The organism is Alicyclobacillus tolerans, from assembly GCF_048984885.1.
Classification (GTDB): domain Bacteria; phylum Bacillota; class Bacilli; order Alicyclobacillales; family Alicyclobacillaceae; genus Alicyclobacillus_I; species Alicyclobacillus_I tolerans.
The window spans coordinates 267,300-280,418 of the sequence record NZ_JBMGNK010000002.1; the positions used below are offsets into that span (position 1 = coordinate 267,300).

Consider the following 13,119-nt stretch of genomic DNA (forward strand, 5'->3'; position numbering starts at 1 on the left):
CGTAACTGCATAGACACTCCCGTAGCCAAGGGCTTCAGCCATGGTACCATCGACGTGTCCAACCTTGAAAAGTCTCTCAATTTCTACATTGACACGTTTGGTATGGAATTGATCCATCACGGTCGCCGAGACGTTTATTTAGAATGGGGAGCGGCATGGGTTTGTCTTCAAGAGCGACCTGAGCTTCAACCGCCCAATCTGCAACTTGGTGTCAATCACGTGGCATTTTACGTTGATCCTGAAGAATTTCATTCGGCTGTCGAGACGCTACGTAAGGCGCACGTCCCTATTGTGCGAGGCCCCGTGGAACGTGGGGGCGGCTGGACGGTAAATTTTCTCGACCCGGATGGAACACAGCTTGAGTTTCACACAGGCACATTGGAAGAACGAATGAAGGTGTGGCAGTGAGCGGGGTACTGAAGTCCCCTGGGGAGACAGAGAACTTTCTACGCTCTCTCTTTCCAGACCTAAAGGTGGAGCACATCTCAATGCTCGGAGAAGGATGGGACAGCGTTGCCATTCTGGTCAACGACTCTATTGTCTTCCGAATCCCCAAGCGTCCTGCCGTGGCACGACAGATGGCCAATGAGGTTCGGGTGCTGGACGTGATTCGTCCGTACGTGAGCGTCCGGATCCCGCTGATTGAGTGGATCGGCCAGCCACATGGACGCTTCACCGTATCGGCGGTCGGATATCGGAAGTTGACGGGCACGCCACTTTCAGCGATTCCGCCGGGAGCGACAAGAGACGATGCGCTTCGTCGGGTTGGCTGTTTTCTCGGCGAGCTCCACGGCATCCCGACGAGTACCCTGAACGACGCAGATGTACCTCGGTTTCGGTGGACGGGCGACAACAGTCCAGACGGCTCAGACGGTTGGGAGACAGGCCTGCAAGCGTTCATGGAGCGCATCATAGCAGACGTTGTTCCGCTTCTCGACCCTTCGACTGGTGAGAGGGTGTCAGACGGAATTGCAGCGTTTCTGGGTGAGGCCCAGCACTTCAGCTTTCACCCCGTTCTCATTCACGGCGATCTTTCGCCAGAACATATCCTTGTCGACAGCGAGACGGGTGAAATCAGCGTGATTGACTTTGGTGACAGCGGAATCGGTGATCCTGCCTATGACGTGGGACCTGAACTGTTACCTTGGTACGGTTGTCAGGTTGACGAATCGTTCCGGGCCAGGCAACGATTCTACCGCCGATTGGCGCCATTCCACGGGGTGCTGCATGGGCTGGCGACGGGGGATGTGGCGTTGGTTGCGGAGGGACTGCGGCAGGTGGTGGAGGAATTTGGAGGGTGATGCGCCTCGTCCCTACGTGGTAGCGTGTAAGAAGTGGAAGGACAGCAGACAAGTTACGATTCACCTCACAACCCAACGAAGCGTATGAATCGATGAAATGACAAAATCGACGAACTGACGAAGTGAACGTGGGACCTTGGCATCCGGCGCTCCCGAGCAGAGCGTTGGCTGTGCGGCCTGTGGAACTTTGCTCAGCCGCCGGCGGGAGTTCCCGGAAAAGGACGACACCTGCCTGATATGTGCAGGTGGTGCAACTTCACGGGGTGCCAGTACGAGGATGCTGACGCATACGGTGCAGTAGCCAACGCCAGATGCACGTGTTCCTCTTATGGCATCCTCGAGGGCTGGGCACCAGGCGGCTCGCCAATGAAGCTTGCGTTCACTGCTGGGTTCCGGCGGTATCGGTGTATTTTTCGGATCCAGATGGCCATGCGCTAGAACTCATCTCTGTTTTACCAGACAATCCTAAACCAGAATTCGGTGTCGTTTCGTGGTCGAAGTGGCGAAGCATCCATCCGCAGAAATGAAGGAGGACGAAACAGATGGACCTTGGACGTGCGTATCTGGACGCTGCTTTGGAAAATTTCCGGAATATGAAGAGAACTGCTGAGCGTGCGATCGAACAACTCAGCCTGCATGAGCTGCACTGGGCCCCTAATAATGAGTCAAACAGCATTGCGCGTATCGTCAAACACGTGGCAGGCAACATGATGTCGAGATGGACAGATTTTCTCACGACGGACGGAGAGAAGCCGACCCGCAACCGGGATAAAGAGTTTGAAGGTGGATATGTATCCCGTGAAGAGATGATGACGGCTTGGGAAGCGGGATGGGAGAAACTGTTTCAGGCGGTTGGCTCTCTCGAACCGGAGGACTTGCTGAAGATCGTGACCATCCGTGCGGAACCGCACACCGTTGTCCAAGCAATTGAGCGGCAAGTGTATCACCTCTCGTACCATACAGGTCAGATTGTGTACCTGGCCAAGCAAATCCGGGGGGGCGGACTGGCAGACGTTGACCATTCCTCGTGGAAAGTCACAAGAATATCTGGAGAACATGGTGAATCGGTTCGGTAAGAAAGACGAATAGAGCGGGGAGGGTTGCGGTTTGGATGTGGATGAGTTGCTTGAGGAGTTGTGGAGAACCGGTCAGGACAACGACGCAAATCCGTCTTTGCCGAGGGATGAGCTGTTAATGAATATAACGCCGGATACCGGGGCGTTGCTTGAACTGCTTATTTGTTCCATGGGAGCCCGCCGTATACTCGAACTTGGTACTTCAGACGGCTATTCTACGCTTTGGCTCACGAAGGCAGCAGGACGGACAGGAGGACACGTGACAACTGTTGAAAAGAGTCCAAAGAAAACTCTGCTGGCTAAGGAAAATTTCGCTCGAGTTGGGCTTGAACAACGTGTAACGTTCATTGAATCAGAGATAGGATCCTACTTGAGTCGGCATGAGACAGATACATTTGACTTCATCTTTCTCGACGCTGATCGTGAAAACTATTTGACCTACTTTGATAGTCTGACACGGATGTTGTCCCCAGGGGGGGATATGGATAACCGACAACGTATTATCCCATGCACAGGAAATGGCGCAATTCATGCGACGTATGGAGGAGACATCTTACCTGAGGCATGTTATTCCTGTTGGCAAGGGAGAGCTTGTGGCACTAAGTCTCAAATCATGATGCGACGGGCCGGGTGTATTAGGACAGAGAATTGAAGCTGCGGCCAATTCCCAGATTTTAGGGAACAGGCGAAATTCACGGGGGGATTATATGACTGAGATAATTTCTGCCCTGAAGTTGGTTTATGATTCCATTTCCGCCAGCGATATCACATGGGCCCTAACAGGTAGTCTGGCATTTTACATTCGTGGCATTGACGTATCTGTCGGGGACATTGACATCCAGACGGACAAGGATGGGGCATACGAAATCGAGCGAAGTTTGATGAGGTACGTTATAGAACCCGTTGAATTCAGAACAGCCCAGAAAATACGTTCCCATTTTGGTAAATTGCTTGTTGATGGAGTGTCAGTCGAAATCATGGGTGACATAGAGAAATTAGCTCCTAACGGTATATGGCTTTCTACTCCTCCGTTGCGATCCATAATCGAGGAGGTTAATTTTGGCGAGATGTGCATTCCGCTTTTGAATTTGGAGTATGAGTATCAGGCGTACAGTCTAATGGGACGAACAAGAAAGGCTGAGATCTTGAAGAATTGGTTGAACTGGTATTAAGTCAATAGAATAGATACCCCAAAACAGAGAAATTGTAAGTTTTAATATTCTGATATGGTTTCTGTCCCCACTCAGCTTGCCTTGGTCTTCAATGCTTGGAAATATCTTCTTTCGCATTCAACCGGTGTTAGATAACCGATGGATGAGTGAACTCGCTCCCGGTTGTACCAGATCTCGATGTATTCGAAGATCCGCCGTATCGCCTGTTCCCTTGTTTTGAACTTTTCCAGGTAGACGAGCTCTCGTTTGATAATGCTGTGAAACGATTCGATGCACGCATTATCAAAGCAGTTGCCTTTGCGACTCATGCTACCAACCATCTTGTATTCTCGCAGCTTTTCCTGGTAGTCATGAGAGGCGTACTGGCTCCCACGGTCCGAATGATGCAATACGGATCCAGTCGGCCGCTGGCGTTCCCAGGCCCGCTCCAACGCCTTAATGCACAGCTCTTTCGTCATCCTTGCACCCGCACTCCAACCCACAATTTTGCGGCTGTATAGATCCTCCAAGCTGGCTAGGTAGACCCAGCCCTCATTCGTCGGAATGTAGGTAATGTCCGCCATGTACACCTGGCTTGGCCGCTCTGCTACGAACGTTTGGTTTAGCACATTCTCCTGCACCGGGTAATTATGGTTCGAATACGTGGTCGCCTTGTACTTGCGAACTGTACGGCTCCTCAGTTGGTTTTCTCGCATGATTTTGGCCACGGTCTTCTGCGCCACACGTTCGCTCTCTTGCCACAGGATCTGCGTGATTTTAGGACTGCCGTAGAGACGACGGGATTTCACGAATATCTGATGGACTCGTTTCGTGATTCGCTTGCGACGCTTGGATCGCTCGCTCTCAGGGCGCCCACGCCACGCATAATACCCGCTCCGAGATACCCCCAATATTTTGCACATCTTCTCAACCGAAAATTTGGAGCGGTGTCTGTGGATGAATTGGTACCTTATTTCCGGTCGTTTGTGAAGATGCGCACAGCTTTTTTAAGATCGCATTCTCCTCTCGCAGTTCACGGATTTCCCGCTCAAGATCCCGTAGGGCCTTCGCTTCCGGCTTGAGGTTCCCGCTCCCGACGAACGGGGTAGAAGGATCCTCCTTGTATTTTGCCATCCAGCCATACAACGTCTTTTGCGAAATACCGAGCTCCCGAGCCACCTGGCTCGCTGGTTTCCCGCTCTCCAAAGCCAATTGAACTGCGTGAAGTTTGAATTCCTTGTCGTACTTCTGTGTCATGTGGCTCACCTCGAATCGCCTTATTCCTACATTCTGTAGAATAGGCCCGGGCCGACCCGCCCCACAAAGGGGGCAGTTGGACGCCCGAGCCCTTCCCCGAACCGGACTTGCACCTTTCGATGCATCCGGCTCTCCATTTGAAGTAGTCTTAGTTTGCACGTTGTTCGGACTGACCCGCAGTTTTCTTGTTGCTCCGCTCTTGTTTTCGCCTGTAGCATGGAATGCACAGGGCGAGGAGGTTGTCTGGTATGGACTCCATTTGTATCCGTATGTCTCCTGCAACTCCTGGCCAGTAATCGACATGCGTGTTCTGCCCTGTGAGTTTGCATGCGCATCTCGCGCATCGTCCATCCTGTCGTGTCACCACATATTTGCGGTAGGATGCCCAGTTTTCCGACAATCCGTATAGCCTCTCGATGTATCTGGCACGTTGGACTCTCATCGTTTCTCGAAGTTTGCGATTCCTATCCAGCCACTCACGGTCCTCGGGCACGTAAGGATTCTTTTGCGAGCACTTGTTCGGATACTCTATCTTGTAGAGCCCAAGCTTATCCAGCACGTGTACATTACCGTTGTCATCTCTGAATCCGAAATTTCTCGCCGTAGACCTTCGGTGGTGTGGGAGATTGGCAGACTCGTTGTAGCGATACTGATTTCGTTTCGCAACAATACTCGGGGGTTCCCTCGTTCTCTGCTGGAACCTGCGGAATACCAGCCACCACAGATAGTAATCGAGAGCCGCGAAGGACTCCTTCGCGTTTCCTCTTCGAAAGTATTCAGCGAAGCCTCGAATCTTTCGGTTTAGGTTGGAGATGACTGCTGCGCCCGGTGCCCCTAAGAATGCCCTTGAATCCTTAGCCATGGTGCTCTTGAACCGTTGAATCGCCTTATGGCTCGGTTTGGCCAGAACTCGCTCTTTCCCCTGCCGTTTCCATCGCCGGATATTGAATCCAAGGAAGTCAAATCCTTTGTCCGCGTGCGTCACCAGTGTCTTTTGCTCCGACAACTGAAGTTTCAGTGTGTTGCTCAGGTACTCCGCGATTTCCGCTTTGAGTGTCTCGGCATGTTCCTTGCTCCTGCAGAGTATTACTGCATCATCCGCGTATCTCACGATGTAGCAGGGGATAGTGGCTTTTCTCCGATCCCGAGGTGATAGGTATTCGTACTTGTTCGCGATGAATTCATCCAACTCGTTCAAATAGATATTTCCGAGAATCGGACTGGCGACTCCACCCTGTGGTGTGCCGAGTTCTGTGCCCTCGAATTCTCCGGCGTAGACGAGTCCCGCTTTTAACATATTGCGGATAACCTTTATAAATCTGCGGTCATGAATATTCCACCGTAGGATATCCAGCAGAATTTCATGGTCTACGTTGTCGAAGAATCCCTTGATGTCAAGCTCGACCACCCAGCAATAGCGGTGTCTGCCAATGAGGAAACGGATACGCTCAATGGCGTGATGGGTACAGCGGTACGGTCGGAATCCATAACTGTGCGGGTGCTGCTTCCCTTCGTAGATGGGCTCTAGAATGCTACGCACTGCATCCTGGGCCGCGCGATCGACGATAGTTGGAATACCGAGTGGCCTCGTTTCATGTGGCTTATGGTTCTTCGGGATGAAGATTCTTCGTACAGGACTGGATGAGTACATACGTAGAACTTGTTTCACATCTTCCCGGAGCTTTTGCCGGGCCTCTGGTGTGGCGTAATCCTTCTTCGTCTTATTGTCTACGCCGGGTGTGTATGCCCCCTTGTTTCGCAACACTCTCTCAATGGAGAGGTCAATCCAGACATTCCATCTCAGCAGATGATGTAGTCTTGAAAATGGTCGTTGTTCCAAGGATCTTCGTGCAAGGCGCGCTTGTGTTTCGAATCTCTTTGCCTCCAATGTGGAGGATTGAGTGACGGTAGACATCGCAATCACTCCCTGATGGGGAGCCCTACTTTACTCACGCGCACCTACTTCAAACTGGAATCCTTCGCCATTGTGAGCAACAAGTGTAAACTCCCCATTATCAGCAATTGAAAATTCCCCATCTTAAACGGACAATCTCCCCTGGAGGGGAGAAATCTTGGTTCAGAATGGAGAGTATTTTGTGATTCGGGATATGAAACAACGGGGAATGAGCATCTCGCAAATTGCTGAGGAGATGAGGAGGGATAGAAAGACCGTGCGCAAATGGCTGCAACAAGAAACTCATCAACCCTATCAGCGTTCTGTGACACCACCGGGTAAACTAGAGCCGTTCAAAACATTCATCCTACAGCGTATGGAGGAAGGTTGCAGGAACGCAGTCGTACTTTTCGAGGAAATTCAGCAACAAGGGTATACCGGATGCGTCACCACGCTACGCAATTTTATGAGACCATATCGTGAGACGCTTCCTGCGAAGGCAACAGAGCGTTTCGAAACACCGCCGGGCCGTCAAGCACAAGTCGACTGGGGTCACTTTAAAGTAGACTGGCAGGGTACAAAGAAGCGCCTTTATGCCTTTGTCACTCTTAAGCCCCGAAATCAGGTTGGACAACCTCTCTAAAGTATAGGAGACTAGAAGCAACAGGAGGTTGTCTTTATGGAACGACGGAAATTTTCATCACAGTTCAAGCAACAGATCGTCCAGGAATGTCTGGAAACTGGTAGTCCTACTATTGTGGCAAGGAAGCACGATCTAAATGCCAATATGGTTGGTAGATGGACTCGTGAGTTTAAGAAGACAGGTATAACGCCTGGAAAATCAAAAGGTATACCAACACATGTCACTTCAGATGATTACCAACAGGTCGTTGAAGAGCGTTCAGAGTTGGCTTCTGAGAATGATAAATTACGAAAGGCATTAGCTGATCAGGCACTCGAAAATCACATTTTGCGTGACCTGTTAAAAAAAGCCAACCCTCACTTGCGGATAAAATAGCTATTGCACACAAGTGGATCACAGCCGGGTATTCAGTCACCATCGTGCTGCGCATCGTGGGGGTTTCTAGGTCCACCTATTACTATCAGCAGACACATGAACCACAGCCGAGAACGACTGCTGGAGGGCGTCCTGTAACCGAATATACCTATACACAAGATGGCAGCAAGGTAAGTGACGAGCAGGCCAAGGAATGGATTATGAATGAAATAGAAGGAGATGGTTTTGCCTATGGATATCTCAAGTTAACCTATTTATTAAAGAGAAAGTACCAGTTGGTTATCAACAAGAAAAAGGTATATCGGCTTTGCAAGGAATTGAAGATCCTTAAGCCACAACGCAAATTGAAGGAAAAGCATCCTCGGAAATTGGCTAGAAACCGAGATATCACGGGTCCGAATCAATTGTTCGAAGTGGATATTAAGTATGGCTATATTACGGGTGAAGATCGATTCTTCTTCGTGCTGTCGTATATTGATGTGTATGACAGACAAATTGTGGACTACCATATTGGGTTGCGCTGCGAGGCTACAGATGCTGCAAATACACTGAAAAGTGCGCTCTGGAAACGAAAATTATACGGGAAATCCGAGTTGCCTGTAATTCGTTCCGACAATGGGCCACAGTTTGTCAGTCACCTGTTTGAATCCACATGTGAACAACTTGGGCTGGAGCATGAGCGGATACCGCCAAAGACACCAAATATGAATGCTCATATCGAATCTTTTCACAGGATACTGGAAGATGACTGTTTTTCTCGCTTTGAATTTGAGAGTTATACACAGGCATATCGGGAAGTAGTTTCATTCATGGAATATTACAATGAAAGAAGGATGCATTCCAGCCTGCACTACTTATCGCCGGTCGAGTTTCACAAAAAGCATTGTGATACCGGATTAAAACCGAAAGAAAATGTGAAAGTCTAAGAAAACGCTAGAAAAAGAGAGCTATGTCCAACTTACGGGTGTCAATCCGGTCATGATTCTTGGATACTCACGCATGCTGTATGTGGAGTTTACCGAAGATGAGAAGCTGGAAACGCTTATGGGGTGTCATTGGCGTGCAATGCAGTACTTTGGTGGAATGACAGAGACCTGCCTTTACGACAATATGAAGACAGTGGTCGTTGGTCAGGACGAGCAAGGAGAGGCGATTTGGAATGAACGATTTGCCAACTTCGCTGCACATCATGGCTTTGCAATCCGACGCTGTCAGCCACATCGCCCCCGTACGAAAGGCAAAATTGAAAATGGCGTTGGATACGTACGAAAGAACTTTTGGCCGCGTATTCGAGAATTCACCAGCTTATATGATTTGAATCTGCGCGCTCGAGTGTGGATGGACACAGTGGCCAATGTCCGTATTCATGGCACAACCCATGAGCAGCCTGTGGTGCGTTGGAAGGATGAGCATCTCAAACACTTCAATGTAACACCATTTGAATCCGTAGAGCGTTATTCACGAAAAGTCCCAGCAGATGCATTGGTTTCGTACCCAACGAATCGATACTCAGTGCCCTATCGATACGTTGGGCAGGAATGCGACACAAGACACGCTCATCGTTATTGGCTAACTCAACTTGTTGACTTCCATGGACTTAAGATCTAAAATTCAGATCAATATAATTTATAGGATGTGTTGGGAATTGGATAAGCACGCTCCGATGTCAATCACGGCAGACCAGTTTGAATTACTATCCAGTTCAATCCGAGTACGAATCATGTATGTTCTAAAGGACAACGCCATGACCTCAAAGCAAGTAGCCGAATATCTGCAGGAATCACCAGGGAACGTCCATTACCACATGCAAAAACTATACAAAGGCGGTCTTTTGGAGCTTGTCGAGACCAAAGAGTCTTCGGGAATATTGGAGAAATACTATCGTTCCGTGGCAGATCGCTTTGAGATCAGTGATTTGAAGAACCACACAGGTATATCAGGGCGAACCCGTTCTCGGATGTTTGCTTATTTCAACCTAACGGAACAGGAGCTTCAGATGTTTGTTGACGAACTCATGGAACTTCTCACTAAATGGGAGAACCGTACCAGTTCCACAGGTGCATCTGAAGTCGTTTTTGATGGATCCATTGTTATTCCAGACACTCTGAGAAAGAGTGGGATTTGATGTCTTGAAAGATAAGAACTTGGCACACATAACGGTATATCTTGCCGCTCGAGGTGTCTCACAGATTGGCGATTTTATATTGCTCATAGCAGTGAACATTTGGGTACTCAACATTACGCATTCCCCCACGGCGGTTTCGATTTTGTGGATTATTCCAGCACTAGCTCAGCTCATGGTAAGTCCATGGGCAGGGAGTATCACAGATCGCTTGAATCGAAGGTCTGTTATGATCGTGACCGAATTTATACGTGCAGCTTTAATAGCAGGAATGACTATATCGGCTCACGTATGGCTATTGTATTTGCTTTTGTTCTTTGTTAATGGTGTCGGGTCGTTCTTTTCCGCTTCCTCAGCTCCATATGTCACATATCTGGTTCCGAACCATCGTAGGAAGCGTGTAAATGGTATTCGAGGAGCCTTGCAATCAGGGGCGATTGTGGTTGGTCCAGCGGTTACGGGTCTTATTGTTAACCTTACGGGTGGCATATCGTCTGCCATTTGGATCGATGCGATTACCTTTTTTGTTTCCGCCGTATCTCTGTTTGTGTTGCCAAGCTTCAAATCCAGCTTAGAGGAAGCACCAAATACCAAAGAGAAACCTGCTTATTTTCGTGTATGGGTTTTGGATTTACGTAAAGCGATGCAAGTATTAAGACAACGAGCCTTCTTCACATTTGTACTGTCATTGGTGACTCTATCTGGTGTAATTGGAGCCGCAACTGATTCTCAGGAAGTGGTCTTTGCTAAAGGAGTGTTGCATTTATCGCCGAGCCAATACAGCTTCCTCGTCTCAATAGCTGGTGCTGGCTACGTTTTCGGGGCAATTTTTGTCGCAATTTTAGCAAACAAATTTTCTTTGAACATTCTAATCGGTGTGGGTTCGTTATTCGGGAGTGTTGGTTTTGTGATGTATGCTTTTTCACATTCTTTGGGGATAGCTGCGATTGGATTTGTTGTGTTAGGAATATTCATCTCTCTCTCTAGTTCTGGGTTTTCGACATTTTATCAGATGTCATTACCGCCTGAGTACATGGGGCGAGTGGCAAATGTCACTACACCAATAACCCAAGGATTAATTATTGTGTTGACAGTGACTGCTGGATTCATGGCGGATGCCATCGGTGTAAGAATGATGACCATTGGCTTTACAATTTGTATGCTTCTATTAGGAATTACAACGTTCATTGCCATGCTGTTTCAACATTCAAATCCTATTTCTGAAAGTCATACATCAGCTTAATGGTTTTCTAGGAATGCAAAACGTCACGTCAGTCTGCCCCTTTTTCAGGTAACGGGTGCGATTCTGAAACAAAGGATCGGCGGTCACATTGCATGAATATACAATGTTGACGTGATCACTGTTTCGTCGCAATCGGGCCGGATAGCGCAAGACCAATCTTTTAGAATGGCGACGTTTCCGACTACATAGAATACTCCATGAATTCACACCTCGGTGCTGGCCATTCATTTACGAGCCACAAAAATCAAGAGCTAAACTGAGTTCATTACCGTAATTCCCCTGACAAGACCCGAAATAGCCGACATATCCTGCAACACCATTGTTCATACCTGCATGAATCATGGTAGTAGCTATCGATGTTCCGATGGCAATACCCATATTTTGTACCATTTGCTGAAATGCCCCGATAGTTCCCTGCAATTCAGTACCTACAGATCCCATAATTGCCGTTAAATTTGCAGGAACAAATATGCTTGCACCTACTCCATACAGTAGTAGTAGTAATACACCGAGTAAGACGGCGTTCCAATCTGGTTGAATCATGCTTAATAGCCCGAGAGCATTTGACATAACGCTCAATCTTACGATCATGAGTAGTGGAGCGCCAAACACTTCAATACGTTTACTGGATATTCTAGACAGAATGACGAGACCCAAGGGTGAGACTAGATTCACTAATCCCACCTGGCAAGGCAAAAGGTTTGATACCTGTTCGAGAAAATATGGTGACACGATAAAGGCAACTGCAGTGGCCAAACCTAACATAGTAACGGCGAACATAGGAACAACGAAGCTGGCATTCTGAAACAATGACAACGGTATTATAGGACTTGATGCTCGTTTCTCCAATACGATGTACACGATGAGTGATAGGTCAAACAAGCAAAAGGGAAGTACCCTCATAATCCTTACGGTCCTCCACAAGTCGAGTAGACAAATAGGGACGTTAATCAAAAAAATAAATTTCCCCCCTGCAAATGAGAGAAGTGTTCCACTAATGCTCGGTCCTAGAACAGGACCAAGTCCAATCATCATCGCGAGCGTCCCTAAAGCAACTCCTCGTCTTTCTTGGGGAATGCATGTTGTGATAATAACCGTTGATGTTGCTTGAAGCATCGCAGCACCAAGTCCTTGAAGTCCCCTAAAGAGTATCAATTGCGGGGCTGAGAATGCTCCACCACACAAAATTGACGTGGTTGCAAATACCATCAATCTCCATGAGTAAACCTTCAGACGGCCAACTCGGTCGCTGACTCGGCCAAAGAATACGAGCGTGGTAGTAAGTGAAAGGAGATACAGCGTTACCGTCCATGTAATCTCACTGACGCTGACATGAAAATTCCCTCCTAGTATTGGGAGTGCACAATATCGTTTGGACAGTGGCACAAGAACCATTGACCTAAATCGATATTTATTACTGAACGACCATCAACCGTATTCAATTGAAATTGATTCCAAACATGAGGTTAAGTCATTTTACGTATTTTTTACTCCTGGATATGTGGACCATGCGGTAACCGACATGATTGGCTCAGAAGATTGGTTACTCGATAATCCGTTTTATTCGTCGTCACATGTTGAGTTAATTGACAAAACATATTTGGAACGACGATATCGTGTCCCCTAAAATTCACTGGTTACGGGACCTTTACCCTAAATTCGGGTCGGACAAGGTAAGGGTTGGTGAACAGCTGGTTGACCTCATGCGAGGTGTAATCTTACTTTATTCTTATGTCATCTCCAGCATATCTTTAAACTTCGATTGACGGAAGCCAAACGACTACTACGTAAATCTTCTTTGTCTGTGGGCACTATTTGACGCTCACAGAGTTACAGAGCGGCATTGGTGCTGCGCATTGTGGGGGTTACTCACCTACTATTTTCAACAAACTCACGAGCCGAAACCGAGGACATCTTCTGGAGGACGTCCTGTGACCCAATCCACCTTATACCAACGCTCAACAATCTCATGAATTGAACAAACATCTCTGCTTCATGCAAAAACCTGCTATACTGCTTCTATAGTTTTGATTTATGACAGCAGCGCAAAACGGCAG

13 protein-coding genes and 1 pseudogene are annotated in these 13,119 nt (G+C 48.2%); 11 read left to right on the forward strand and 3 right to left on the reverse strand.

Going from position 1 to position 13,119, the window contains the following annotated elements:
• Positions 1-9 precede the first annotated feature (9 nt).
• The 5 genes and pseudogenes from ACOJUR_RS01410 to ACOJUR_RS01430 all read left to right on the forward strand — a co-directional run bounded on the left by ACOJUR_RS01410 (position 10) and on the right by ACOJUR_RS01430 (position 3,549).
• A complete protein-coding gene (locus ACOJUR_RS01410; RefSeq protein WP_420950483.1) occupies positions 10-408 on the forward strand; it encodes a VOC family protein in 399 nt (132 codons plus the stop codon).
• An 80-nt stretch (positions 409-488) separates the two neighbouring features.
• Positions 489-1,301, forward strand: a complete 813-nt coding sequence (locus ACOJUR_RS01415; protein ID WP_420949069.1) for a phosphotransferase family protein — start codon at positions 489-491, stop codon at positions 1,299-1,301.
• A gap of 542 nt (positions 1,302-1,843) precedes the next feature.
• Positions 1,844-2,390, forward strand: a pseudogene (locus ACOJUR_RS01420) (DUF1572 family protein).
• Positions 2,391-2,414: 24 nt separating this feature from the next.
• Positions 2,415-3,029: an O-methyltransferase gene (locus ACOJUR_RS01425; RefSeq protein ID WP_420950484.1), complete on the forward strand. Its 615-nt coding sequence runs from the start codon at positions 2,415-2,417 to the stop codon at positions 3,027-3,029.
• A 55-nt stretch (positions 3,030-3,084) separates the two neighbouring features.
• Complete coding sequence (locus ACOJUR_RS01430; protein ID WP_420949070.1) at positions 3,085-3,549, forward strand: nucleotidyltransferase domain-containing protein; 465 nt, start codon at positions 3,085-3,087, stop codon at positions 3,547-3,549.
• Positions 3,550-3,620: 71 nt separating this feature from the next.
• Here ACOJUR_RS01430 and ACOJUR_RS01435 read toward each other — a convergent pair.
• Positions 3,621-4,785 (reverse strand): IS3 family transposase gene (locus ACOJUR_RS01435; RefSeq protein ID WP_420949071.1). Its coding sequence is split into 2 segments (ribosomal slippage): positions 3,621-4,527 and positions 4,526-4,785, totalling 1,167 coding nucleotides; the frame shifts between segments, so codons are not numbered across the junction.
• Between the two features lie 148 nt (positions 4,786-4,933).
• Complete coding sequence (gene ltrA, locus ACOJUR_RS01440) at positions 4,934-6,700, reverse strand: group II intron reverse transcriptase/maturase (protein WP_420949072.1); 1,767 nt, start codon at positions 6,698-6,700, stop codon at positions 4,934-4,936.
• A 157-nt stretch (positions 6,701-6,857) separates the two neighbouring features.
• Between ltrA and ACOJUR_RS01445 the strand changes: the two genes are divergently transcribed.
• From ACOJUR_RS01445 to ACOJUR_RS01465, 5 genes are all read left to right on the forward strand, one after another.
• The gene (locus ACOJUR_RS01445) at positions 6,858-7,322 is read left to right on the forward strand and encodes a helix-turn-helix domain-containing protein (RefSeq protein WP_420949073.1); all 465 of its coding nucleotides are present in this window, start codon (positions 6,858-6,860) and stop codon (positions 7,320-7,322) included.
• A gap of 36 nt (positions 7,323-7,358) precedes the next feature.
• A protein-coding gene (locus ACOJUR_RS01450; RefSeq protein WP_420949004.1) for an IS3 family transposase occupies positions 7,359-8,623 on the forward strand; the annotation gives its coding sequence in 2 pieces (ribosomal slippage) (positions 7,359-7,680 and positions 7,680-8,623; 1,266 coding nt in all).
• A 52-nt stretch (positions 8,624-8,675) separates the two neighbouring features.
• Positions 8,676-9,305, forward strand: coding sequence for an IS21 family transposase (gene istA / locus ACOJUR_RS01455; RefSeq protein ID WP_420949074.1), 630 nt, complete (start codon positions 8,676-8,678; stop codon positions 9,303-9,305).
• Positions 9,306-9,342: 37 nt separating this feature from the next.
• Positions 9,343-9,822 (forward strand): ArsR/SmtB family transcription factor, encoded by a 480-nt coding sequence (locus ACOJUR_RS01460; RefSeq protein ID WP_420949075.1) that lies wholly within the window; start codon positions 9,343-9,345, stop codon positions 9,820-9,822.
• Positions 9,823-9,841: 19 nt separating this feature from the next.
• Complete coding sequence (locus ACOJUR_RS01465) at positions 9,842-11,062, forward strand: MFS transporter (protein ID WP_420949076.1); 1,221 nt, start codon at positions 9,842-9,844, stop codon at positions 11,060-11,062.
• 228 nt (positions 11,063-11,290) lie between these two features.
• Here ACOJUR_RS01465 and ACOJUR_RS01470 read toward each other — a convergent pair whose 3' ends face one another.
• The gene (locus ACOJUR_RS01470) at positions 11,291-12,457 is read right to left on the reverse strand and encodes an MFS transporter (RefSeq protein ID WP_420949077.1); all 1,167 of its coding nucleotides are present in this window, start codon (positions 12,455-12,457) and stop codon (positions 11,291-11,293) included.
• Here ACOJUR_RS01470 and ACOJUR_RS01475 point away from each other — a divergent pair.
• Positions 12,435-12,689 carry a hypothetical protein gene (locus tag ACOJUR_RS01475; protein WP_420949078.1) on the forward strand — a complete coding sequence of 85 codons (255 nt, stop codon included), beginning with the start codon at positions 12,435-12,437 and terminating at the stop codon, positions 12,687-12,689. The two genes, ACOJUR_RS01470 and ACOJUR_RS01475, sit on opposite strands and share 23 nt — an antisense overlap.
• Positions 12,690-13,119: the final 430 nt, after the last annotated feature.

Excerpts from the sequence above, each read along its gene's own strand:
- ACOJUR_RS01415 (WP_420949069.1), top strand. The coding sequence starts at position 489 with ATGCTCGGAGAAGGATGGGACAGCGTTGCCATTCTGGTCAACGACTCT.
- ACOJUR_RS01430 (WP_420949070.1), top strand. The coding sequence starts at position 3,085 with ATGACTGAGATAATTTCTGCCCTGAAGTTGGTTTATGATTCCATTTCC.
- ltrA (WP_420949072.1), bottom strand. The coding sequence starts at position 6,700 with ATGTCTACCGTCACTCAATCCTCCACATTGGAGGCAAAGAGATTCGAA.
- istA (WP_420949074.1), top strand. The coding sequence starts at position 8,676 with ATGATTCTTGGATACTCACGCATGCTGTATGTGGAGTTTACCGAAGAT.
- ACOJUR_RS01470 (WP_420949077.1), bottom strand. The coding sequence starts at position 12,457 with ATGGTTCTTGTGCCACTGTCCAAACGATATTGTGCACTCCCAATACTA.